This window comes from Undibacterium sp. Tian12W, assembly GCF_049339405.1.
Classification (GTDB): Bacteria; Pseudomonadota; Gammaproteobacteria; order Burkholderiales; family Burkholderiaceae_D; genus Undibacterium.
Genome location: NZ_JBMPPK010000008.1, coordinates 1 through 23,775 on the forward strand (window position 1 = coordinate 1; position 23,775 = coordinate 23,775).

The window sequence follows — 23,775 nt, forward strand, 5'->3', positions numbered from 1 at the left end:
GGCATAGCGTTCAAAGCCACCTTCGGCAAATGTTGTCTGTCTCATGGTATTTATGATTCAATGGAAAATAAGCTTATATTACCGTTTCTGAATCATTGCTCGGGGACTTAATCAGAGATTCCTTAATACTTTGCGCGACTTTTGCCAGCAACCCTTATCCTTTACTGGCGGCGTCCAGGTATGCTCTGCCTTATTTGCCAACCAGGCTGGCACCTTTGAGTGTAGTCAGTCACGTGCTGTTGGGTCGATTTTCCAGTAAAGAATTAAGCAGGCAACTGGTCTATGCTTTGGCGCAAGTCAAACCGTCGAGCTTAAAGGCAAGGCTACACGCTGTACTGTGTTGTGATGTCAGGGAAAAACTCAAGCTCATCAAAGTGCCGGTAATTTATCTGCAATCTAGCAGAGACAGCTTGGTACCTGCATCCGCCCATGCTGACATCAGCAGGCAATTGCATGACATGGAAACATATAGATACGATGCGCCCCATTTTTTGCTACAAACGAAAGCAGATGAAGTTGCAAAAGATATTCTACAGTTCATCTCAAAAATTGAAGCTCGTGAGGAAAAGCTGCTTTGATGCATAATATTAAGCATGAAAGCGCTCCTTACATCCCAATCTCAAATTGATGCCCAGGTCAATGAGCATGCTCATGTCCATGTCTCTGTTCTTGTCTATCAGGCTTAATACGCAAGACGCCTGGATCGTATTATTGATTATATAGACCAGCACCTGGACTCTTCTCTGAAACTGGAGCAGCTGGCTGAAATAGCACATTTTTCGCGCTTCTCATGTTTCCGAGAAAAGCACCGGTTTTGCACAGTTTCAGCGCATACATGCACTGAAAAGTAGAATTGCCTTATTGTCAGGCATTTTTCTCATGTTTTTGCTGTGATCGCGCACCGACTTAGTTAGTAAACCGAGCTCTTCACTGTTCCGGCTTGCAAGGCATTCTCCTTCGTTTGCCATATTAGTGCTCAGCAAGAGAAATCTGAGTGCAGTTTTTGTTTTTATCAGCTGGCACGTTATCTGCTATCTATCCTGATGGAAGTTCGGTTTTTCTTTTCATGACCTCAACACTATCAGGAGAAAACATGTCACGTCGTACTGTTTTGAAAGCAACTGCTGTCGCCGCAATGACCCTGGCCGCTTCTGGCTGGCTCACGCAGGCACAGGCCGCCGATACCATCAAGGTCGGCATTCTGCATTCCCTGTCTGGCACTATGGCAATCTCGGAGACATCATTAAAAGATGTGGCCCTGATGACGATAGATGAAATCAATGCCAAGGGCGGTGTCATGGGTAAAAAGCTGGAAGCAGTGATCGTAGATCCGGCCTCCAACTGGCCGCTGTTTGCAGAGAAAGCCCGCCAACTGGTATCGCAAGACAAAGTCTCAGTGGTGTTTGGTTGCTGGACTTCGGTATCGCGTAAATCAGTATTGCCCGTTTTCAAGGAACTTAATAGCTTGCTGTTTTACCCGGTACAGTATGAAGGTGAAGAGCTGGAGAAAAATGTTTTCTACACAGGCGCGGCACCTAACCAGCAAGCTATTCCAGCCACTGAATACCTGATGTCGAAAGAGGGCGGTGGTGCCAAGCGCTTTGTCTTGCTGGGTACTGATTATGTGTATCCACGCACCACCAACAAAATCCTGCGCGCCTTCTTGCATAGCAAGGGTGTCAAGGATACTGACATCGATGAAGTGTATACCCCATTTGGTCACTCTGATTACCAGACCATTGTAGCCAACATCAAGAAATTTGCGGCTGGTGGCAAGACTGCGGTTATCTCCACCATCAATGGTGATTCCAACGTTCCATTCTATAAAGAACTCGGCAATGCGGGCTTGAAGGCCACGGATGTACCTGTCGTCGCATTCTCAGTCGGTGAAGAAGAATTGCGCGGTGTAGATACCAAGCCACTGGTCGGCCACCTGGCCGCCTGGAATTACTTCCAGTCTGTGAAAAACCCGGTGAATACTGAGTTCATCAAGAAATGGAAAGACTATGCAGTCGCCAAAAAACTGCCTAATGCAGCAACAGTGGTGACCAATGATCCTATGGAAGCGACTTATGTAGGCATGTATATGTGGAAGCAGGCAGTTGAAAAAGCCAAATCTACAGATACCGACAAAGTCATTGCTGCCATGGGCGGGCAGACTTTCAAGGCGCCATCTGGTTTTGAATTGACGATGGATAAAACCAATCATCACTTGCACAAGCCAGTCATGATAGGCGAGATCAAGGCTGATGGTCAGTTCAGCGTGGTCTACAAAACCAAGACACCTATCCGTGCGCAACCATGGAGCCCTTTCATCCCGGGCAATGAAGGCAAGCAGAAACTGTAATTCAAGAAGTGTTTAAGGATTGATGCAGACACTCAGGGCTTTCACATCAATTGCCCTGAGTGCTGTTCCGGATTTCCCATCCCTGACCTGGTTGCTTATGATATTTCGTAAAATCTGCGCGAGCATAGTCTTGTTCGTGTTCAGTCTGACAGCGCATGCGGCTATCGATGGCAAGCTTTTGCAGGTGCTGGCGGGTGAAGATTCTGATGCACGTATTACCGCCGTCAATGCCATTGCAGCCTTGGGTAATGAAGAGGCTGTGGAAATATTGACTGCACTCAAAAATGAACAATTGTTTGTCAGGGACGTCGTCGTCTATCTGGTCGATGGTGAACAGGCAAAAGACCTTAGTACAGGGAAGATACAAAAACTGCCGGATGATGCCGAGGCGATCACCATCAATAATCGCCTGCGTGCCGCGCTGGATAGTGCGCTGTCAGGCCTGAGATTATTTTCACCGGACAAGAATACCCGCCTCGTCGCCGCCACGGCACTGGAAAAAGAAGCAACGCCAGAACAATTGCCCTTGCTGAACAAAGCCTATCTGAAAGAAAACGATAGCGAAATCAAGTCCCGTCTGCAAATGCTGATTGCCACCGCCAATTTGCAGGCCAGTGATCCGGTGGTGCGCAAGGCAGCAGTCAAGGCTTTGCTGGACAGCCCCAATCCCAATTTAAAACCTGTGCTGCAAAAGATGCTGGCACAAAATCCCGATGGCAGTTACAACGAAGCCGATGCCAGCATACGCCTGGAGGCCGCCAATACTCTGAATGCCATTGATGGTCGCCTGGCACGCATGGAATTTGTAGGCAATCTGTTCTATGGAGTATCGCTGGGTAGCGTGCTGCTGCTTGCTGCACTGGGTCTCGCAATCACCTTTGGCTTGATGGGCATCATCAATATGGCGCATGGCGAATTGCTGATGATAGGCGCATACACCACCTATGTCTGCCAGATGCTGTTCCGTAAATTCATGCCGGGTGCTGTGGATGCCTATTTATTGATGGCGCTGCCTGCCGCCTTTCTGGTCTCTGCCACCGTGGGTATTTTGCTGGAAAGAACGGTCATACGCTGGTTATATGGTCGCCCACTGGAGACCCTGTTATGCACCTGGGGTATCAGCCTGATACTGATGCAGGCAGTACGCTCGATTTTTGGTGCGCAAAATGTCGAGGTCGCCAATCCTTCCTGGATGTCAGGCGGTATAACTGTGCTGGGTTCGCTGGTGTTGTCTTATAACCGCATCATCATCATCTTCTTTGCCTTGTTCGTCGTGCTGGCTGTCTGGCTGATCCTGAACAAGACACGTCTAGGTTTGTTCGTGCGTGCTGTGACACAGAATCGCCGCATGGCTGATTGCGTAGGTGTGGCAACTGGCAAGATAGACATGCTGACTTTTGGACTGGGCTCGGGCATTGCAGGTCTGGGTGGTGTGGCCTTGTCGCAACTAGGTAATGTCGGTCCTGACCTGGGGCAAAACTATATCGTCGATTCTTTCATGGTCGTGGTGCTGGGTGGGGTAGGGCAGTTGGCGGGTACCGTGATTGCGGCTTTTGGCCTGGGCGAAGTGAATAAATTCCTGGAGCCAGTGGCGGGTGCCGTCATGGCCAAGATCGTCATCCTGGTATTCATCATCATTTTCATACAACGCAGACCGCAAGGCTTGTTTGCGCTCAAAGGCAGGAGTGTGGAATGAGTGCGACTATGACTACAACTGCAACGTTTGCTACAGCAAAGGGGCTGTTTTCCAGGCCTGCATGGACTGGCATATTGGTGTGTGCGGTGATAGCTGTATTGCTACCCATTCTTAATCTGAGTTTTCCTGCTGGTCATGCCTTGCATATTTCCAGTTATACGATAGCTCTGGTTGGCAAGTTCATGTGTTATGCCTTGGCTGCGCTGGCGCTGGATCTGGTCTGGGGTTATACCGGGATTCTGTCTTTGGGACATGGAGTATTCTTTGCACTGGGTGCCTATGCACATGGCATGTATCTGATGCGTGCGATTGGCCGGGACGGTGTCTATCAAAGCAATCTGCCAGACTTCATGGTTTTCCTGGACTGGAAAACCTATCCTTGGTATTGGTCCATGACAGACAGCTTTTGGTATTGCATGGCACTGGTGGTGCTGGTGCCTGGGGTGCTGGCTTTTATCTTTGGTTTTTTTGCCTTCCGTTCCCGCATCAAGGGTGTGTATTTCTCCATCATCACCCAGGCCATGACGTTTGCCTTCATGCTGCTGTTTTTCCGTAATAACACGGGCTTTGGCGGCAATAACGGCTTTACCGACTTCAAGCGTATTCTGGGTTTTACCATCACAGCACCTGGCACCAAGGCAGCGCTGTATCTGATCACCTTGCTGATCTTGTTGTCAGCTTTGTTCCTGTGCCGCTGGATAGTCACTTCCAAGTTAGGGCGCGTGCTGCAGGCTGTGCGTGATTCTGAATCGCGGTTGATGTTCATCGGTTACAACCCACTGTGGTTCAAGCTGTTTGTCTGGACGCTGTCTGCCATACTCTGCGGTATTGCTGGTGCCCTGTATGTGCCACAGGTGGGTATCATCAATCCGTCTGAAATGTCTCCGGCCAATTCCATAGAAATGGTGATTTGGGCTGCAGTCGGTGGACGCGGCACTCTGCTGGGGCCTATCATAGGTGCATTCACTGTCAATGGTCTGAAGAGCTGGTTCACCGCGGCCTTTCCCGACCTATGGTTGTATGCATTGGGCTTGCTGTTCATATTGGTGACCTTGTTCATGCAACAAGGCGTATTGGGCCTGGTGAGCAAATTCAAAAAACAGCGGGAGCCTGCATGACTTCTTATATGATGAGTGGCGTCTTGCGGCCAGGGCAGCAGTACGAGAGTGCTACCGGTGACCAGGGCGTGTCTTATGGCCGTATCAAACAGGAAGGAGTGGATACCACCCACGGCGCTATCCTCTATCTGGAAGACATCGTCGTTTCATTTGACGGTTTCAAGGCCATCAATAATCTGAACCTGGATATTTCGGTGGGCGAATTGCGTTGCATCATCGGGCCCAATGGCGCTGGCAAAACCACGATGATGGATGTGATCACCGGTAAAACACGGCCCACATCCGGCACTGCATTCTTTGGCCAGACCATGGACCTGACACGCATGAGCGAAGTGGACATTGCCCATGCTGGTATAGGTCGCAAGTTCCAGCGACCAACAGTATTTGAGCAGCATAGCGTATTTGAGAATCTTGAGCTGGCCATGAAAATGGACAAACGTGTCAAGACCACCCTGTTTGCCCGCTTGAACAGCGAACAAAAAGACAAGATCGCCGCCATCCTGCAATTGATACGTCTGGACGGGCAAGAGCAAAGACAGGCGGGCCTGCTGTCACATGGTCAAAAGCAGTGGCTAGAGATAGGCATGTTGCTGATACAGGAACCGCAATTAATCCTGCTCGATGAACCGGTAGCTGGCATGTCGGATGCGGAGACCGCGCGCACTGCTGAATTACTCAATGAACTGCGTGGCAAGCATTCGATCATGGTGGTCGAACATGATATGGGTTTCGTTACTGAAATTGCGCAACAGGGCAAAGTCACGGTATTGCATGAGGGATCTGTCCTTGCCGAGGGCACGATGACGCAAGTGCAGGCTGATGAACGCGTGATTGAAGTTTATCTGGGACGCTAATGAAAGCCAAACATGCTTGAAGTCAAACAACTACACCAGCATTACGGTTCCAGCCACACCTTGCGTGGCATTTCACTGTCACTGAAAAAAGGTGAATGCATGGCCTTGCTGGGCCGTAATGGTGTCGGCAAGACCAGCTTGCTGAAATGCCTGATGGGTGTTTTGCCTGTTACTGAAGGTACGGTCAGTTTTGAAGGCCGCGACATCAACAAACTCTCACCGCATGACAGGGCCAGGGCTGGGATAGCTTATGTGCCGCAAGGCCGCGAGATTTTTGCACGCCTTACCGTAGAAGAAAACCTGCTCATGGGCATGGCTAGCCTGCCTGCACGCAAGGCAGGCAAAATCAAGGATGAGGTTTATCAGTTGTTCCCTGTATTGAAAGAAATGTTGCACAGGCGTGGTGGTGATTTATCTGGCGGCCAGCAGCAGCAGCTTGCCATTGCCCGCGCCTTGCTGGCTGAGCCCAAACTCATCATCCTCGATGAACCTACTGAAGGCATACAGCCTTCTATCATCAAGGACATCGGTCGCGTCATCCGTTTGCTGCGTGAGCGGGGCGATATAGGTATTTTGCTGTGCGAGCAGTATTTCGATTTCGCCCGTGAACTGGCAGATCATTTTGTCGTGCTGTCGCGCGGTGAAGTGGTTGCCTATGGTGGTCAGGAGTTGATGGATGGTGATGACGTCAAGCGGCATCTGGCGGTATAGTGCAGTCTTTACCTATCGCTAGCTGAATATGGATGTCTGCAGTCCGGCATTACCTTCAAGTGCCACAAAATCACACTGGCAAGCCAGCCTGCAACTGGGCTTTAGCAAGGATGGTGATGTCACGCGCCTGACGGAGCGCAAACACAATGGCCCCCTCCGTGTGCAAAAGCCTTTGTATCCTGAAGGGGATGAGGTGTGCCATGCCATCATCATTCACCCTCCAGGTGGGGTAGTCGGTGGCGACCAGTTAAAGGTCGATGTGAAGTTGGCTGCTGACACGCATGCACTGATAACGACACCAGGCGCGGCGAAATGGTATCGCAGTAATGGCTATATATCCGCACAACATATCAATCTAAAACTTGATGCGGGTGCCAGGCTGGAATGGCTGCCGCAAGAAACCATCTTTTTTGACGATGCCTGTGTCGATTTGCACCAGACCATATACCTGGCGGCAGATGCGAGGCTGATTGCGGCTGATATTTTTTGCTTTGGCCGCACTGCCTCTGGCGAAACCTATAACAGTGGCCGGATCAAACAGCATTGCAGTATTTATCGTGAAGACAAGATGATCTGGCATGAACAGGGTAGTTTGCAAGGTGGCAGCCCTGCCATGCAAAGTCCTTTGGGTTTGAATGGCAAATCAGTGTCGGCGATGGTGCTGGCTTCTGGTGCCATGCTGTCTGGCGAACAATTACAGGCTTTGCGTGAACAAACATCGGCCTTGTTGTCTGAGCGTGAAGCGGACACCATGTGTGGCTTCACGCAAATGAAGTCTGTCATTGTTGCGCGCTACCTGGGCAACTCCAGTGAAGTTGCCCGGCTTTGGATGCAGTTGGTGTGGCAGCATTTACGCCCTGTCGTGATTGGGTGTGATGCCAAAATTCCGCGCATCTGGAACACTTGATTCATAGCCTGCATTACGCTTGATGCAACCCAGGCCTGCCAGGCTGGAACGCACTGCCACATCCAGCGGTGTGCGTGGTTCTTCTCCTAAAAAATCTACCAAAGCCTGGTTCGACATTTTGACTTCTGTACGCCACAGGTAACGCATCTCCAGCATTTCCTTCAAAGTCTGTTGGAAAGGTGCCAGAAGAGCGAACACAGGCCATGGGAACCAGCTTGCCTTCAATGTCGGTTGGGCAGTGACGCGGCCAATTGCGGCGACCATTTGCTTGCCATCATGATCCCAATGGCCTTCCATATGGAAGCGGGCAAAATTACCCAGTTCGTTTTCACGCTCCAGCAAGCGCACTATGGTTTCTGCTACGTCAGGCAAATACGCCCATTGATGGCCAACGCCAGCACTGCCAGGGTAACGCACGACACTTACTGGCTTGCCCGGTGTGACCAGACCTTGTGAAAACCAGTTGTTGCCTGCCTTGGGACCAAAGAAATCACCAGCCCTGACGATGAGGGATTTGATACCCTTGCTGGCAGCCAGGCGCAAACGGTGTTCCAGCTCTACCCGGATTTTCCCTTTCTTGGTGATGGGGAATTGCGACGCGTTTTCTGCGATCAGCGGGAAGGCATCGGGGCCGTAGTTATAAACCGTGCCAGGCAGCAGTATGCGTGCGCCGCTGGCCTGGGCTGCTGCGATCGTATTGTCTATCATAGGCAGTACCAGTTTTTCCCAGTCACGATAGCCAGGCGGATTGACAGCGTGGACGATGACAGATTTCCCGGCCGCAGCCTGCACTACATCATCCTGCACCATGACATCCCCCTTCATCCAGATATGTGCCGCAGTTTTGTCCTTCACCTGATCGGGATTGCGGTGCAGGGTAGTGACCTGCCAGCCGCGCTGCATCAGCAAGCGTGCCACTTCACCGCCTACGCCACCAGTTGCACCCAATACTAGGGCTTGCTTATTGACTTGAGTGTTGTTTTGGATGTTGCTGGATGTTTGCTGATTCATTTTGTTACTCCTTAATGTTTGGTTGATGTAGCCATTGTGTATCTCTGCCAAGCTATATACAATTCTCTAAAACTGCATAGGTGATATACATTTCTGTATGGATGACAAGAATATCCACTGGGACTACTACCGTACTGCCCTGGCCGTGCTGGAAGAAGGTTCGCTATCAGGCGCTGCCCGTTCCCTTGGCTTGACCCAACCTACCGTAGGGCGGCATATCGAGGCTCTTGAACAGGCCTTGGGTACGAGTTTGTTTGTGCGCAATCAGTCTGGCCTGTCGCCCACCATTGCCGCGCTGGCCATGAAACCTTATGCAGAAAGCTTGCGGTCAACCGAAAGCGCCTTGCTGCGTAGCGTGTCGGCAGAAGCGAATGAGGTAAGAGGTACGGTACGCGTTACCGCATCAGAAGTCATGGGGGTAGAGATATTGCCAGGCATACTGGCGGGCTTGCGGCAAGGCTATCCTGAACTGAGCATAGAATTACAGATATCCAACCACACCCAGGATTTGCTCAAGCGCGATGCGGACATTGCCATACGCAATACCGAGCCCTTGCAGGATGCATTGATCGCGCGCCGTGCGGGGATGATCAGTCTGGGATTTTTTGCCCATGCAGATTATCTGACACGTCACGGCATGCCAGCTGACATGGACGCGTTGAAAGACCATAGTCTGATAGGTTTTGACCGGGAGTTTCCCTATATCAGGGCTTTGCAAAAACGTTATCCGCAGATACAGCGTGCAGCCTTTGCCTTGCGCGCGGATAGTGATCTGGTGCAGTTTTCCGCCATACGCCAGGGTTATGGCATAGGCATTTGCCAGCTTGGCTTAGCCAGGCAGCAAACTCACTTGCAGCGCGTACTGGCAGATGAGTTTCAAATCGACTTTCCTGTCTGGGTAGTCATGCATGAAGATTTACGGTCCAGCCAGCGTTACCGGACTACCTTTGATCATCTGGTCAAGGAACTGCAAGCCATGTTGCAAAAGGTATGATTTGCTCAGGCTTTGACCAGCAAATGCGGGTGCTGGGCAGACAATTCCTGCCAGGCATCAAAACCACCTGAAAATGGCCTGACATCCTTAAAGCCTAGCTGCCTCAGGGTATGCGCTGCATGTACTGCGCCTGCATCACCAGGGCAGGCGCAGATGGTGATGATCATTTCATTCTGTGACCAGTGCTTAGCCGCATTGCCAACCTGCTTGACCTCGCTGACCATGGCATGGGGTATGGTGCCGGTTTCTGCAATCAGCGCTGGGCTGCGCAAATCGATGATATGGGGCAGGGCACTGGTTTTCAGCGTATCTGACATTTCAGTCGCACTAAAGTGAGGTATGGACGCCAGCTTTTCAAAGCGTTTCTTTTGCCAGAATTTCCAGACCAGCCAGCTCAATACCAGGGCGATGAAAATGACAGCAATACGTATGCCCTGTGCCGACAAAAATACCAGGCCAGCTTCAATTTGTGCCTGCAGCGCAAAACCAGCCAGCAAAGCCAAGCCTGCCCATAAAGCGGCACCTGTGGCAGAAGCCAGCATGAAAGACGTACGCGGCATACCCAAAGCACCAGCTACCGGTGGTGCCACGGTAGAAAAGCCGGGAATAAATTTACCCACCACCAGCGACCATACACCCCAGCGCAGGAAACGTGCTTCTGTCTGGTTCACGCAAGACCCAGGGTTGATCGACATCTTGCATAAAAACTTCAGTACGCTATAGCCAAATTTCTTGCCTGCCTGATACCAGATCAGATCAGCAATCAGCGAAGCGCCCACCGCTGCTATCAACAACACCAGCAATTGCCCGGACTGCGTGGCCTGGCTGGCATTGAACATCATGGTCGGCACTGCAGGCACAGGCAAGCCCAGTTGCTGCAGCAAGACGTTGACAAACACCATCAAACTATCGTTTTGACGAAAAAAATCTGCCAGCCAGCCTTGTTGCATATGCAATTCCGTTAGTAATCATGAGTAATCATGTTGTGAACAGGCATGGAACGGTAAATGTAAAATCCGTATATGTTTATGCCCGATTGAACCCCTATTGTATGGCATTGCAAGGCTTTGCATATCATGCGTGTGATGCCTGTTGCAAACTGAGCAGCTGCTTTCCAACTGTAGTGCAGATTCTCAGATCAGGCAGCCAGCCCATGAGCTGATGATACTGCCCTGGCAAGCAATTCTGCATATCTGGCAGGATCGACATTTGAACCGCAGACAATCACCGCTACCCGTTTGCCAGCAAGCCTTTGACGTAAAGGGCCAAACAAGCCTGCCGTGGCAACCGCTGCCGCAGGTTCAGCCACCAGTTTGACGTCATGATATAAATCCGACATCGCTGTACAGATTTCATCATCGCTGACCCTGACAATCTCATCTACAAAACGCTGGCATACCCTGAAACTGTAATCCATAGCATACGGTGCGCACAGGCTGTCAGCTATGCTGTCGACCTCCTTTAACTTCTCAGGCTGGCCAGACTGGAAACTGCGGTACATGGCATCTGCGCCATAGGGTTCAACGCCATAGACGGCGCAATGTGGTGCCAGTTGTTTGACTGCAGAAGCAATGCCGCCACATAGACCGCCACCACCGATAGGCACGATCACAGCATCGAGTTGCACCACCTGCTGCATCAGTTCCAGCCCCACTGTTGCAGTGCCAAGTGCAGTCAACGGTCCATCATAAGGATGGATCATGGTGCGCTGCTCTTCTTCCATAATACGCTGTCCGAGCGCGAAAGCCTTATGCATGTCCGCTTCCAGTATTACTTCTGCACCATCCTGCCGACAAGCCTTGATGCGGGTAGGGCTGGCATGCCGTGGCAACACCACTTTGCAAGACACGCCCGCCAGCTTGGCTGCATAGGCAACCGCCATCGCATGATTGCCTGCGCTGACAGCGACCACGCCACGCTCACGCGCATCTGCATCCAGCGCAGATATGCAATTCAACGCCCCACGCAATTTGAAAGTCCCGGTTTTTTGGAATAACTCCAGCTTTAGCCAGACTTCAGTATCAGGCTCCAGCTTGTCCAGGGCAGACCCGGTTTGCCAGTGCCAGACAGGGGTATGCAAAACCTGTTGGGATAAACTGGCAGCAGTCTTGCGGATATCTGCCAGCGAAGGATAAGGAAAACCTGGCCTCAATAAGGCGGATGATAAGGACGCAGGGGCGTGCAAAGGCCTGTCTGTGGCGACATGGGACATAAAAACTCCAGAATAGAAATCAGCAGAAAAAATCGGAGAAGGCGTGAGCGCGATGGTCACAACAATAAGTGACAATAATAAGCGACAGCAATAGCGCTCAAGACATCAAAATAGGATGAGCTGAAGGGCCGCCAGGCACCGGCATACGCCGTAGCTTAACGACCCGGAATAATTCGAATAATGGAAATGTCGCAGATGGAAGCAGCAGGCAGCGCAATCGTGCGCACGACAGCAGATGCGGCATTAATTGCGCATAAGTTCTTGCTCAGCAGGGGATGGGGAATTGCGTGCATGGAAAAACTATAACCAATCCCGGTAATATTGGCAAGCAACTTTAAAAAAGAGTGGCAGGGCAGGTCGGGAATCCTGGCCCTGTCCACTCACAAGCCCTGCAAAACGGCCCGGCTGGCCAGAGGGATCAGGGTTTCTTTTCTTCGCGTTTTTCAATAACGATTTTTTGTGCCAGGTTGACGTTTCTTACGGTGTATCCTTCCGGAACAGTAAACAGATTGGCGGCTGGCTCCGTACGTTTCAGGTTGTTCAGACGATAGCTCCATTCACCGGTGCGAGGATCACTTTGCTTGATAAGAACGGTTAATTGCAAGTCGGGGGAGTACCAGGCTTCAGAACTGACAGTAATCGGATTTTTATTGCCGATCTCTCCGGCAGGGATTTGATAAGAACGCATTTTCCCTTCTGCACGAACGCCATCGAATTCTTTTGTGCCCATATCTTTAGTGCTTGTTTTGTTACTCCAGCGAGTGTCCATGAACGCAGTCGGGAGGGGCGAGGTTTTTATGATGTTAATCAGATTGTCGGTTGCACTAATGTAAGCAGTATGAGGTCCTGGTACATAGCTGGCAGATTTTGCATTAATGACCTTGATTTCTTCTCGTGCTTCTTTGTTGCCTTCAGATTTATCATCAGTTTTCTTTTTCAATGTCTTGATAATGATTTCATCATCATTCGTTTGTAGATAAATCCGGCCTGTATTTCCTTCCTGTTTCTCTTTTGGGGCGATGACTTTCCCGTCTGGTGTTTTGGCCAGCATCACTTTGGTGACGGTCTTTCTTTCAGGGATGACGATGTACCGTGAGTTCTCCACCGGATCAGTGATGAGAATTTGCGACAAGTTCCCTTTGCTGTCGCGTACTTCATAGCGAGTGCGGCCAGCGTTGTCTCTATAGACCGAACTGGAAGTTTTATTGCTGATCTGATTGCCGTCAGCTAAAGTCTGTGTTTTTTCGGTAATGATTTCTGCGCTGTATGCCGCATTTTTAATCGTGTTGGAGATATGCATGTCCTGCATGCCTGAGAAAACAGCGTTCATGGCATCGCTAGCATTTCTTGCTGCACTCATTGCATCTGAGATAGTTTTGTTAATGGTGCCAGCCTCGGGTAAGTCGGCCAATGCTACAACTGCCGGCATGGTTGGCATGACAGGAATTGGAGGCATTGGAGGCATTGGAGGCATAGGTGCTAAAGGTGGCATCGGTGGAGCAGGTGGCATGGGGGCAAGCGGAGTAACGCGATGGACTTCAAGTTGCAGGCGTGTTTGTTTTTCTTCTGGCGCAACTGGTGCCGGACTGTCGTTGATGACATTTGCTTGTACCACAGTCCATGAATAACTCAAAAGGACCAATATTGGAAGTTTGATAGTCATGATGTTTCCTTCTTATTCATGGTGAAAGGTAGTTGAAATAAAAAAACAATGTCGAAATTAAAAATTTTGCTTAATCAGATGCACATTAATTTTTGAGCAGGCGCATGGCCAAAGGTGAGCCTTCCTCATCCACCAGCATCTGTGCCCGCACCGTTTCCCCAGCAATTTCTGGACTAACAGGCATGCCCAAACTGGCCAGCCACGCAGCTGGCACTTCAGTTTCCATCATGTGCGGTGTACCTTCTTCCAGACGTTCCATCGGCACCAGGGCGACAAAGGGAGGCAGTTCCGAGTTTGAAACTGCGCTGCTGTCCGGCGTCAATTGATGCTGCGATGCAGGCAACATGACTGTCAGCATGACCAGACCAAAGCTGCCACTCAGCGTCAGCAAACCTGCCAGCCACGGGCGCAAACGTCTGCTGCGTGCCTGCTTTTTATCCTTGGCCTGTTGCTTGCCGAAAGCTTGCAATAAAGTCTGCTCTATAGCCGTTGGCGTATTCAGCTCCTGCAAATCTTTGCGCAAAAGACTAAACTGCTGGTCCAGCACTGCATCTGTATTGCTGGCGTCCTGTGGGGTATTCATAGGGTCTTTCATCTCTGTGTTCCGGTTTTTGCCGCTGCATCTGGTCGCCAGCCCAGTCTTTCGCTGTATTGCAATATCGCGGCCCGCGCCCTTGACAGGCGTGAGCGCACTGTTCCTATATCTATGTCGCAAATCACGGCTATCTCTGCGTACGACAGTTCCTGCAATTCATACAAAATAATCACGTCACGATAATGAGGGCGCAATACCGAGACTGCTTGCCGCACATGCTCAGTCATTTGCTGATGGAAGATGACGTCCGCCGGTTCTGTTGTTTCACTCATCAAGACTTCTTCCCCATCTTCGTCGCTATAACCTGGTAATGACTGGTGGCGACGTTCTGCCTGATCTTGTTTCAACAATAGATTCCTTGCTACGCCAAACAGAAAATTTTGCAAACTGCCCAGGCCTGCGTCATAACGGTAAGACTTGCTCAGCAAACCCATGAAAACATCCTGCACTACGTCAGCCGCCAGCGCTGTCTGGCCACATCGCATCAGGGCGTAGCGATAAATAGGCCCCTGATGGCGCTGGTACAGACGTTGAAATGCGGCAACATCACCGTCGCGCATTTGTGTCAGCAAGCTGGAATCTGTCTCTTGGTTATCCACGTTTATTTGTAGGTTGTTTTAAGGTATTACTCTCAGTGGCATCAAAAGTTCCAAATATTTTCGCGCTATCTGCATTTATTTGAAATGCACTAATTTGGTGATAGTTTGCATTTTTTTGGTGCGCATTCCGGTAATCCAGGCTATTTACCCTTGGTTCAAAACTTGCTGTGTTGCTTTTTATAATGTTTTTAGTGGGATGACCTGCCACTAAATGTGGACTTGCTTGTTATTTTGCAAATGGCGATAAATAATAAGTTTGGTGATAGCACAGACAATAAGCGAAAGAAGATATGGATCTAACACCCAGAGAAAAAGATAAGTTACTGATATTTACCGCTGCCTTGCTGGCAGAAAGACGCAAGGCGCGTGGCCTGAAGCTGAATTACCCGGAAGCAGTTGCCCTGATCACTGCCGCCATCATGGAAGGTGCGCGCGATGGCCGCACGGTGGCAGAACTGATGTCGGAAGGCACGCAAATACTCAGTCGTGCCGATGTCATGGAAGGCGTGCCGGAAATGATTCCTGATATCCAGGTAGAAGCGACTTTTCCGGATGGCAGCAAGCTGGTTACCGTCCATCACCCCATTCCTTAGGAGAAAACCATGATACCAGGCGAAACCCTGATAGAGGATGGGGACATAGAACTGAATGTAGGCCGTGCCGTTGTCAGCATTACTGTGGCAAATAGTGGCGACAGGCCGATACAGGTGGGCTCACATTTTCATTTTTATGAAACCAATCCTGCCCTGCAATTTGAGCGCCAGCTTGCTTATGGCATGCGTCTCAATATTGCCGCTGGCACGGCCATCCGCTTTGAACCTGGGCAGCAACGCAGCATAGAACTGGTGGCCCTGGCAGGTGACCGGAAAGTCTATGGTTTCAGCGGTAAAGTCATGGGGGCGCTATGAAAATTTCACGTCATGCTTATGCTGAAATGTTTGGGCCAACCACGGGTGATCGTATCCGCCTGGCAGATACTGGTCTGTTCATAGAAATCGAGAAAGACTTTGCTATTTATGGCGAAGAGGTGAAATTTGGTGGTGGCAAGGTGATACGCGATGGCATGGGCCAGTCGCAAAGGCCGCATGCAGAAGTCATGGATACCGTCATCACCAATGCTGTCATCATTGATCACTGGGGTATCGTCAAGGCAGACATCGGCATTAAAAATGGTTTGATTGCCTGCATAGGCAAGGCGGGTAACCCAGACATACAGTCTGGCGTTGACATGGCCATTGGTGGCGCAACCGAGATCATTGCCGGTGAAGGCAAGATTGTGACCGCTGGCGGCATCGATTCACACATCCATTTTATTTGCCCGCAGCAGATTGAAGAAGCGTTGATGAGTGGCGTCACTACCATGCTGGGCGGTGGCACTGGCCCGGCGACCGGAACGGCAGCCACTACCTGTACGCCAGGCCCCTGGCATATGCATTCCATGTTGATGGCGGCAGATGCGTTTCCCATGAACCTGGGCTTTATGGGCAAGGGTAATGTCAGCCTGCCTTTGCCATTGGAAGAACAGGTCAGGGCCGGTGCCATAGGCCTGAAACTGCATGAAGACTGGGGCACGACGCCACAAGCCATCGACAATTGCCTGACCGTGGCTGACAATATGGATGTGCAGGTTGCCATCCACAGTGACACGCTGAACGAAGGCGGCTTTCTGGAGCACACCCTGGCGGCATTCAAGGATAGGACTATCCACACCTTCCATACCGAAGGTGCGGGCGGTGGCCATGCGCCGGATATTATTGCGGCAGTCGGTGAGGCGAATGTGTTGCCATCCTCCACCAATCCTACCCGGCCTTACACCGTCAATACCCTGGACGAGCATCTCGACATGCTCATGGTCTGTCACCACCTTGATCCTGCAATTGCCGAAGACATTGCCTTTGCCGAATCACGCATACGGCGCGAAACCATTGCTGCGGAAGATATTTTGCATGATATTGGTGCCATCTCGATGATGTCTTCCGATTCCCAGGCCATGGGCCGTGTAGGTGAAGTCATCATGCGCACCTGGCAAACGGCAGACAAGATGAAGCAACAGCGTGGCTCGCTGGCGGAAGACAATGCACGCCACGATAATTTCCGTGTCAAACGCTATATCGCCAAATATACGATCAACCCGGCGCTGACCCATGGTATTGCCCATGCAGTAGGCTCGCTGGAAGTAGGCAAGATTGCTGACATCGTCTTGTGGAAGCCAGCTTTCTTTGGTGTGAAACCATCGATGATCATCAAGGGTGGCATGATCGCCGCTGCCCAGATGGGTGACCCGAATGCATCGATACCAACGCCACAGCCCGTGCATTACCGCATGATGTTTGGTGCCTTTGGTGGGGGCTTGAAAAAGTCGTTCACCTTTGTCTCTCAGGCGGGGTTGGATGCCGGTCTGGCAGAGCAACTGAAGCTGAGCAAGACCCTGATCGCTGTCAAGAATACCCGTCAGATTCGCAAGAAGGACATGATACACAATAGCCTGACGCCAAAAATGGAAGTTGATTCCGAAACCTATGAAGTCCGTGCCAATGGTGAATTGCTGGTGTGTGAACCGGCAAAAATCCTACCCATGGCCCAACGTTATTTTTTATTTTAAACAATGCTGACATTACAAACAAAGATAGAGACTGCTGACAGCATCGCCGGGCAACTGGTTTTGCCGTATGAGTTGCGCGAAAAAAGCCGTTTGCGTGCCACCCTTGCCAGCGGTGAAGATGTGGCCGTGTTCACCGTGCGCGGTACAGTCATGCGCCATGGCGACCTGATGCTGGGCAATGATGGCCGCGTGATTGAAGTCATTGCCGCTGCTGAGCCAACCTATAAGGTGGAATGTGATACCGCCTTTAATTTATTGCGTTGTGCCTTCCACCTGGGTAACCGGCATACCCAGGCACAGGTCGGGGACGGTTTTTTGCGCATACGCAAAGACCCGGTGCTGAAGGAAATGCTGCAAGGGTTGGGCGCGGTAGTCACCGAAGAGCAGGCCAGTTTTGAGCCGGAATCAGGTGCTTATGGTGGTGGACATCATCATGGTGGCGATGACGGGCATCCGCATAATCCACTCGCACCGATACCTTTGCGCCAGCGCATACATCGTCCTTCAGACAGCAAGGCTTGAGCATGCAGTCTGCGGCCTTACTCCATCTCCTGCAATTGGCTAGTCCGTCTCTGCCCATCGGTGCCTATAGTTATTCGCAAGGGATGGAAGCAGCGATAGAAAAAGGTCTGGTGCGCAACGAAGCCACAGCCAGGGAATGGATTATCAATTGCCTGCATGAAGTGGTGGCCCGTTTTGAAGCACCGGTACTGTGGCGCTTGTTGCAGGCTTTTGAGAGTAGAGATCTGGTCGCCGTATCGCACTGGACCAGCTTGTTCATTGCCGCGCGGGATACCGCAGAATTTCGGGCAGAGAGCATACAGATGGGTTATTCGCTGGGCAAACTGGTTAACGACCTGAAGATTGCCGATGCTGAGCTACTGGCGATTTTGCTGGCTCAACATGAATTGCCTTTGCCCACGGCCATGGCTGCGGCTGCAGTTGCCTTGCAGGTGCCGCCAGAATCGGTATTGCTGGGCATGCTGTTTTCATGGGCAGAAAACCAGGTGCTGGTGGGGGTTAAATCCATCCCTCTGGGCCAGGTGTCCGGGCAGCGTTTACTACTTTCGCTGCGACCTGAACTGGAAAAAGCCGCCAGGCTAGCGCAAGAACTGGAAGACGATCAATTATCGAACTGGGCACCAGGTTTGTCTTTGTTGTCCATGCAGCATGAGGTGCAATACAGCCGTTTGTATAGATCATAAAAATTAGAAACAGGAAACGAATAAATGAATACCCCAAATTTAAGCTCACCAGAACCAAATCCTCTGCGCGTGGGCATAGGCGGCCCGGTCGGCTCCGGTAAAACTGCACTCTGTGAAATGCTATGCAAAAGCATGCGAGATCATTATGAAATGGCCGTTATCACCAATGACATCTACACCAAGGAAGACATGGAAATCCTGCTGCGTGCAGATGCCTTGCCTGCCGAGCGTTTGATGGGTGTGGAAACAGGCGGTTGCCCGCACACCGCCATACGTGAAGATGCCTCCATCAACCTGGAAGCCATAGCCCGCATGAGCGCAGATTTTCCTGACCTTGATTTGATCCTGGTGGAATCTGGCGGTGACAATTTGGCAGCCACCTTCAGCCCTGAACTCTCAGACCTGACCATCTATGTCATCGATGTAGCCGGTGGCGAAAAAATCCCGCGCAAGGGCGGGCCAGGCATTACCCGCTCTGATCTGCTGATCATCAATAAAACCGACCTGGCACCACATGTAGGTGCCAATCTCGACATCATGGCACAAGACGCCAAGCGCATGCGTGGCGAACGCCCCTTTGTATTTACCAATCTGCGTACCGGTGATGGGCTGGAGGCAGTGGTCAGCTTCATTCGTCAGCAAGGCATGCTGGACGAAGTTAAAAACTAATTTTCAATCTGGATTTGGAGTTAAATATGAAACTTAATAAATTGCGTTGCCTGTATGTGGTCGCAGCCTTGGACAGTGCCATGATTTCATTGCCAGCTATGGCGCATGACAGTGTGCTGCATTCCATGAATGCCCTGCAGGATGGTTTTCTCCATCCATTTACCGGGTTCGACCATTTGCTGGCCATGCTGGCAATAGGTATCTGGGCGGCGCAACAAAAACATGGGCGTGCCTGGTTGATACCAGCCAGTTTCCCCTTGATGATGGTCGTTGGCGGTGCGCTGGCTTTGGCAGGCATAGCCTTGCCAGGCGTGGAACATGGTATCGCCGTCTCAGTGCTGGTTCTCGGCTTGTTGATCAGCTTTGCGGTCAAATTGCCTGTAAGTGCAGGCGTGGCTTTGGTGTCCATATTTGCAATGGCGCATGGCTATGCACACGGTCAGGAAATGCCAGCTAATGAATCTGCGGTGTTGTATGGTACAGGTTTCGTACTGGCGACGGCCCTGATTCATGCTGCGGGCTGGTTTGCCAGCAATATTACGCAAAAAATGCTCACTGGCAAATTGCCACGTTTTGCTGGTGTGGGTATCGCCCTCGCGGGTGCTTTTTTTCTGTCCTCACTTGCCTGAACTTTGCTTGATTCTTTTCCGTAGTCTCCAAGTTTTGTCTGATGGACAAGAATGAGTGAATTATCCTTGTCCGTCCCTCTTGTCACACAGTAACAATCGACTGTGCCGATTTCGTCTTTCAAAATGCATACAAACATCAAGACTGGGCCTCTTTGCAGGCTTACACTTAGTCATGTTCGAATCTGGCAGCGCGTGAAATAAGTTTGCAAATAGCTTATATTTACTGTGATCGATTTCTTCGCGATTTGTCAGCTTCAGGTTTTTTGATTGGTTATTAAAAATTGACCGGTTTTATCCGGAGACAAGGCAAATATCATGTGGCAAGGCGTCATTCCCGCAGTTACAACAAAATTCAACCAGGACGATACGCTGGACTTCAAGGAAATGGAGCGCTGTTTCCGTTATTTGATGGATGCCGGTTGTGATGGTCTGATCGCTTGCGGTTCTCTGGGCGAAGGCCCTTTGTTATCCCATGCCGAGCGTATTGATGTGCTGAAATTGACGAAAGAAGTGACAGGCAACAAGCCTGCCATTTTGACTGTCGCCGAGGCAGCAACACGTGATGCCTGTGCCCTGGCAGAAAAAGCCGCCAAAGCTGGCGCTGATGGCTTGATGGTTGTGCCTAGCACCATCTATCACACTAATCATCGTGAAACCGTAGCAACTCTGCGCAGCATCGCCGCTGCCGGTGATTTGCCAGTCATGATTTATTCCAACCGTCTGGCCTATCGCGTTGATGTGACAATAGACATGCTGGAAGAACTTGCGGACGATGCCCGTTTTGTCGCAGTAAAAGAATCTTCTGATGATATCCGCCGCACTACAGAAATCATCAACCGCCTGGGTAGCCGTTATGACTTGTTCACTGGCGTAGATAACCTGGCTTTTGAGGCGTTGACTGCAGGTGCAACAGGCTGGGTAGCTGGTCTGGTTGTGGCTTTCCCGCATGAGACGGTCGCTATTTACCGCCTCATCAAGGCTGGCCGCTATAACGAAGCCCTGGAAATCTACCGCTGGTTCCGTCCTTTGCTGGACCTGGATGTCTCTACTTACCTGGTACAAAACATCAAACTGGTAGAAGCATTAGCCATCGATTCCAATGATCGCGTACGTGCGCCACGTCTGCCGCTGGAAGGTGCTCTGCGTACCCGTGTAGAGCAAGTGGTCAGCGCTTCCCTGGCTAATCGCCCGGTTTTGCCAACATTTAACTGATTTTTTTATTTAATGTGGTCAGTGTGAAGGTGCAGGGGGCATGCCTATGAATACGACAGTGTGTGTCATTGGTGCCGGTATAGTCGGCACCACCTGCGCCTTGAAGATGCAGGAAGAGGGCTATCAGGTCAGTTTGATTGAGGCCGCTTCCCCCGGCTGCGGCGTGACCGCAGTGGGGATGGGGCATCTGGTTGCCCTGGATGAAACTGAGCAAGAGCTGGACCTGTGCCTGCTTTCTTTGCGCATGTGGAAAGACTTCTTTACTGAATTTCCTGGTACAGGAGAAGTCAGCCAGTGCGGCACCTTGTGGGTGGCAGAGAACGAAGATCAACTGGTGGAGGCGCATCACAGGGCACAAGGCTTGAATGCACGGCTATGGCGTGCTGAAGCATTGACTGGTGAGCAAGTCCAGAAACTGGAACCGGCTTTGCGCCTCGGCCTTGCTGGTGGTGTCAGGGTATTTGGCGACAGTGTGGTGTATCCACCCAAACTGGCACATTTCATGGCCCAGCTTTTGGTCAAACGAGGTGGCGACCTGATCTTGCGCAAGCGTGTTGTGCAGCTTGGAGCAAGGCAATTGACTTTTGAGGATGGTAGCAAGCTCAATGCCGATATCATTATTGTTGCTGCCGGGCTCGAAGTAGCCAAGCTCTTGCCTGAAATTGCCGTGTTTGGCCGCAAAGGCCATCTGGCGATTACAGATCGCTATCCCGGTCGTCTTTCACATCAAATTGTCAGTATGAATTATGGTCAGGCTGCAGTTACTGCAGATGCACTGGCCGTGGCTGCCAATGTGCAGCCGCGCAGCAACGGGCAATGGTTGATCGGTTCTTGCAGACAGGATGGGCAAACCAACAACAACCTGGACCCCAAGGCGCTGGGAGCAGTCTTGCAGTCAGCCATAAAGCTGCTACCTTGCCTGGCCGACATGCAAATCATACGCGCCTGGGCAGGCATGCGTCCGGCATCGCCCGACGGTCATCCCATTATCGGGCCTCATCCTGAACTGCCAGGCCTCTGGCTGGCAGCAGGGCATGAAGGGCTGGGTGTGACGACGGCCATGGCGACAGCAAAAATGCTGGCAGACCAGATTGCCGGGCGGGCAGGGGAAATAGATTATCAGCATTATTCGCCGGAACGTTTTTTTCCTGTGCGGGAGTTGAAATATGCGTGAGCACGGCCCGGACACAAAAATAATTGCAAAAATCTGGATTAACGGCTCTCCCTTTGAGGCGACAACGAACATGACTGTGGCTGCGGCCCTGATGCGGTATGACAATATGCAAACACGTCAGTCGGTTTCTGGTCAGCCGCGGTTTGCCGTATGCGGCATGGGCGTATGTCAGGAGTGTCGGGTGCGTATCAATGGTCAGTCGCATAAACTGGCTTGCCAGGAATACTGTCGCTCGGGCATGGTGATCAATACTGAAACCACTGGCCTGGGAGTTTGACGATGGTATCGGCGATTTTACCGTTTTCCACGGACATTCTTATCATAGGTGCCGGCCCTGCAGGCCTGGCAGCGGCACTGGCTGCAGCCAACCAGTCGTCCATCATCACCGTTATTGATGAAAATCAGGCACCTGGCGGACAAATCTGGCGCGGTGGTCCTGCTTCATGGAGAGACGAGCGTGCGCATGACTTGTGGCGTGCTTTGGCAAATTGCCTGAATGTGCACATGGTCTATGGTGTGCGTATTGTTGCTGCTATTTCTGACAAGGAATTTTTGCTCGAAACTTCAGATGGTGCCCAAAAAATAAAATGGAACAAACTGATTATCTGTAGCGGTGCCCGTGAGTTGCTCTTGCCTTTCCCCGGCTGGACTTTGCCTGGCGTTACTGGTGCCGGTGGCTTGCAAGCCTTGATCAAGGGCGGTATGCCAGTGGAAGGCAAGCGCGTCGCTGTTGCCGGTAGTGGCCCCTTGCTGCTGGCAGTAGCGGAGACAGTCATACGTGCTGGCGGCCAGGTCGTCAGTATCATAGAAACAAAAAACAGTAAAAATTTACGTCAATTTTTCTGGGCCTTGCTCAAATCGCACCGCGGAAAGTTGTTGCAGGCACTGAAATTGTTCTGGCAGCTTAAATTTGTACATTACCGCCATGATGCCAGGGTGCTCAAGGCGCATGGTGAGCAACGCCTGCTGGGCATCAGCCTGCAACATGGTGACAAAAAAATTGACTTGAGCTGTGATTTACTGGCCTGTGGTTTTGGTTTGTTACCCAATCTGGAAATCGGTACCCTGTTGGGGTGCCAGATCAGGGATGGCAGCATCGTTGTCGATGCTAATCAGGCCAGTACGCGTGCCGATGTATGGGTGGCAGGCGAGGCTTGCGGTATAGGCGGTGTTGACAAGGCTTTGGCAGAAGGGCACATTGCCGGTCTGGCTGCAATTGGGCAGGCCGCTGAGCAAGATGATCTTGCGCGCCGCACTCATGCAAGGCAATTTGCTGATTTACTCAAGCAGAGTTTTGCCACAGACGACAGCCTGCGCAAGTTATGCAAGTCAGACACCCTGGTATGTCGCTGTGAAGATGTCAGTGCCAGGCAATTGCGAGAACATGACGACTGGCGTACCGCAAAGCTGATGACCAGGGCAGGTATGGGCGCATGCCAGGGGCGTATTTGCGGTGCGGCCTGTCAGTTCATGTTTGGCTGGGATGCGCCGGGGCTGAGACAACCGGTTTTCCCGACAAAAACATCAACTCTTGCTGTCCTGAGTGGTACGCCGGGTAATGTTGAATAATAAGACTG

At 51.3% G+C, this 23,775-nt stretch carries 25 protein-coding genes; 19 read left to right on the plus strand and 6 right to left on the minus strand.

Annotated elements, in window-relative coordinates; all coding sequences use genetic code 11:
• Window positions 1-215 precede the first annotated feature (215 nt).
• From ACO0LI_RS11275 to ACO0LI_RS11305, 7 genes are all read left to right on the plus strand, one after another.
• Window positions 216-578 carry an alpha/beta fold hydrolase gene (locus tag ACO0LI_RS11275; protein ID WP_423032629.1) on the plus strand — a complete coding sequence of 121 codons (363 nt, stop codon included), beginning with the start codon at window positions 216-218 and terminating at the stop codon, window positions 576-578.
• 515 nt (window positions 579-1,093) lie between these two features.
• Window positions 1,094-2,347 (plus strand): urea ABC transporter substrate-binding protein, encoded by a 1,254-nt coding sequence (gene urtA, locus ACO0LI_RS11280; protein WP_423032630.1) that lies wholly within the window; start codon window positions 1,094-1,096, stop codon window positions 2,345-2,347.
• Between the two features lie 97 nt (window positions 2,348-2,444).
• On the plus strand, window positions 2,445-4,043 hold the full coding sequence (gene urtB, locus ACO0LI_RS11285; protein ID WP_423032631.1) for an urea ABC transporter permease subunit UrtB: 1,599 nt from the start codon (window positions 2,445-2,447) through the stop codon (window positions 4,041-4,043).
• Entirely contained in the window at window positions 4,040-5,161 is a 1,122-nt protein-coding gene (urtC, locus tag ACO0LI_RS11290) for an urea ABC transporter permease subunit UrtC (protein WP_423032632.1), read from the plus strand. The genes urtB and urtC overlap by 4 nt, the downstream gene beginning before the upstream one ends.
• 11 nt (window positions 5,162-5,172) lie before the next feature.
• Window positions 5,173-6,015, plus strand: a complete 843-nt coding sequence (urtD, locus tag ACO0LI_RS11295) for an urea ABC transporter ATP-binding protein UrtD (RefSeq protein ID WP_423032819.1) — start codon at window positions 5,173-5,175, stop codon at window positions 6,013-6,015.
• Window positions 6,016-6,027: 12 nt separating this feature from the next.
• Window positions 6,028-6,726: an urea ABC transporter ATP-binding subunit UrtE gene (urtE, locus tag ACO0LI_RS11300; RefSeq protein WP_162058805.1), complete on the plus strand. Its 699-nt coding sequence runs from the start codon at window positions 6,028-6,030 to the stop codon at window positions 6,724-6,726.
• A gap of 28 nt (window positions 6,727-6,754) precedes the next feature.
• Window positions 6,755-7,633, plus strand: a complete 879-nt coding sequence (locus ACO0LI_RS11305; protein ID WP_423032633.1) for an urease accessory protein UreD — start codon at window positions 6,755-6,757, stop codon at window positions 7,631-7,633.
• Here the strand turns inward: ACO0LI_RS11305 and ACO0LI_RS11310 are convergent.
• Window positions 7,577-8,644: an NAD(P)H-binding protein gene (locus ACO0LI_RS11310; protein ID WP_423032634.1), complete on the minus strand. Its 1,068-nt coding sequence runs from the start codon at window positions 8,642-8,644 to the stop codon at window positions 7,577-7,579. The two genes, ACO0LI_RS11305 and ACO0LI_RS11310, sit on opposite strands and share 57 nt — an antisense overlap.
• Window positions 8,645-8,741: 97 nt before the next feature.
• Between ACO0LI_RS11310 and ACO0LI_RS11315 the strand changes: the two genes are divergently transcribed.
• The gene (locus ACO0LI_RS11315; RefSeq protein ID WP_423032635.1) at window positions 8,742-9,638 is read left to right on the plus strand and encodes a LysR family transcriptional regulator; all 897 of its coding nucleotides are present in this window, start codon (window positions 8,742-8,744) and stop codon (window positions 9,636-9,638) included.
• A 5-nt stretch (window positions 9,639-9,643) separates the two neighbouring features.
• On the opposite strand, the gene ACO0LI_RS11320 is transcribed toward ACO0LI_RS11315, so the two are convergent.
• The 5 genes from ACO0LI_RS11320 to ACO0LI_RS11340 form a co-directional block, all read right to left on the minus strand.
• Complete coding sequence (locus tag ACO0LI_RS11320) at window positions 9,644-10,588, minus strand: VTT domain-containing protein (RefSeq protein ID WP_423032636.1); 945 nt, start codon at window positions 10,586-10,588, stop codon at window positions 9,644-9,646.
• Between the two features lie 188 nt (window positions 10,589-10,776).
• Window positions 10,777-11,850, minus strand: a complete 1,074-nt coding sequence (locus ACO0LI_RS11325; protein ID WP_423032637.1) for a threonine ammonia-lyase — start codon at window positions 11,848-11,850, stop codon at window positions 10,777-10,779.
• 418 nt (window positions 11,851-12,268) lie between these two features.
• Window positions 12,269-13,513 (minus strand): hypothetical protein, encoded by a 1,245-nt coding sequence (locus ACO0LI_RS11330; protein WP_423032638.1) that lies wholly within the window; start codon window positions 13,511-13,513, stop codon window positions 12,269-12,271.
• 85 nt (window positions 13,514-13,598) lie between these two features.
• On the minus strand, window positions 13,599-14,096 hold the full coding sequence (locus ACO0LI_RS11335; RefSeq protein ID WP_423032639.1) for a hypothetical protein: 498 nt from the start codon (window positions 14,094-14,096) through the stop codon (window positions 13,599-13,601).
• 8 nt (window positions 14,097-14,104) lie between these two features.
• Entirely contained in the window at window positions 14,105-14,707 is a 603-nt protein-coding gene (locus tag ACO0LI_RS11340) for an RNA polymerase sigma factor (protein WP_423032640.1), read from the minus strand.
• A gap of 290 nt (window positions 14,708-14,997) precedes the next feature.
• On the opposite strand from ACO0LI_RS11340, the gene ACO0LI_RS11345 reads away from it, so the two are divergent.
• The 11 genes from ACO0LI_RS11345 (at window position 14,998) to ACO0LI_RS11395 (ending at window position 23,767) form a co-directional block, all read left to right on the plus strand.
• Window positions 14,998-15,300: an urease subunit gamma gene (locus ACO0LI_RS11345; RefSeq protein WP_110253278.1), complete on the plus strand. Its 303-nt coding sequence runs from the start codon at window positions 14,998-15,000 to the stop codon at window positions 15,298-15,300.
• 9 nt (window positions 15,301-15,309) lie between these two features.
• Window positions 15,310-15,615: an urease subunit beta gene (locus tag ACO0LI_RS11350; protein WP_305260214.1), complete on the plus strand. Its 306-nt coding sequence runs from the start codon at window positions 15,310-15,312 to the stop codon at window positions 15,613-15,615.
• Window positions 15,612-17,309: an urease subunit alpha gene (gene ureC, locus ACO0LI_RS11355; protein ID WP_423032641.1), complete on the plus strand. Its 1,698-nt coding sequence runs from the start codon at window positions 15,612-15,614 to the stop codon at window positions 17,307-17,309. Before ACO0LI_RS11350 ends, ureC begins: the two co-directional genes overlap by 4 nt.
• A gap of 3 nt (window positions 17,310-17,312) precedes the next feature.
• Window positions 17,313-17,831: an urease accessory protein UreE gene (gene ureE / locus ACO0LI_RS11360; protein ID WP_423032642.1), complete on the plus strand. Its 519-nt coding sequence runs from the start codon at window positions 17,313-17,315 to the stop codon at window positions 17,829-17,831.
• Window positions 17,832-17,833: 2 nt separating this feature from the next.
• Window positions 17,834-18,514, plus strand: a complete 681-nt coding sequence (locus ACO0LI_RS11365) for an urease accessory protein UreF (RefSeq protein ID WP_423032643.1) — start codon at window positions 17,834-17,836, stop codon at window positions 18,512-18,514.
• 24 nt (window positions 18,515-18,538) lie between these two features.
• On the plus strand, window positions 18,539-19,183 hold the full coding sequence (gene ureG, locus ACO0LI_RS11370) for an urease accessory protein UreG (RefSeq protein ID WP_423032644.1): 645 nt from the start codon (window positions 18,539-18,541) through the stop codon (window positions 19,181-19,183).
• Between the two features lie 26 nt (window positions 19,184-19,209).
• Window positions 19,210-19,812 (plus strand): HupE/UreJ family protein, encoded by a 603-nt coding sequence (locus ACO0LI_RS11375; RefSeq protein ID WP_423032645.1) that lies wholly within the window; start codon window positions 19,210-19,212, stop codon window positions 19,810-19,812.
• A 315-nt stretch (window positions 19,813-20,127) separates the two neighbouring features.
• Window positions 20,128-21,024 (plus strand): dihydrodipicolinate synthase family protein, encoded by an 897-nt coding sequence (locus ACO0LI_RS11380; protein WP_423032646.1) that lies wholly within the window; start codon window positions 20,128-20,130, stop codon window positions 21,022-21,024.
• Window positions 21,025-21,070: 46 nt separating this feature from the next.
• Window positions 21,071-22,198, plus strand: coding sequence for an NAD(P)/FAD-dependent oxidoreductase (locus ACO0LI_RS11385; protein WP_423032647.1), 1,128 nt, complete (start codon window positions 21,071-21,073; stop codon window positions 22,196-22,198).
• On the plus strand, window positions 22,191-22,475 hold the full coding sequence (locus ACO0LI_RS11390) for a 2Fe-2S iron-sulfur cluster-binding protein (RefSeq protein WP_423032648.1): 285 nt from the start codon (window positions 22,191-22,193) through the stop codon (window positions 22,473-22,475). The genes ACO0LI_RS11385 and ACO0LI_RS11390 overlap by 8 nt, the downstream gene beginning before the upstream one ends.
• 2 nt (window positions 22,476-22,477) lie before the next feature.
• Window positions 22,478-23,767: an FAD-dependent oxidoreductase gene (locus ACO0LI_RS11395; RefSeq protein WP_423032649.1), complete on the plus strand. Its 1,290-nt coding sequence runs from the start codon at window positions 22,478-22,480 to the stop codon at window positions 23,765-23,767.
• Window positions 23,768-23,775: the final 8 nt, after the last annotated feature.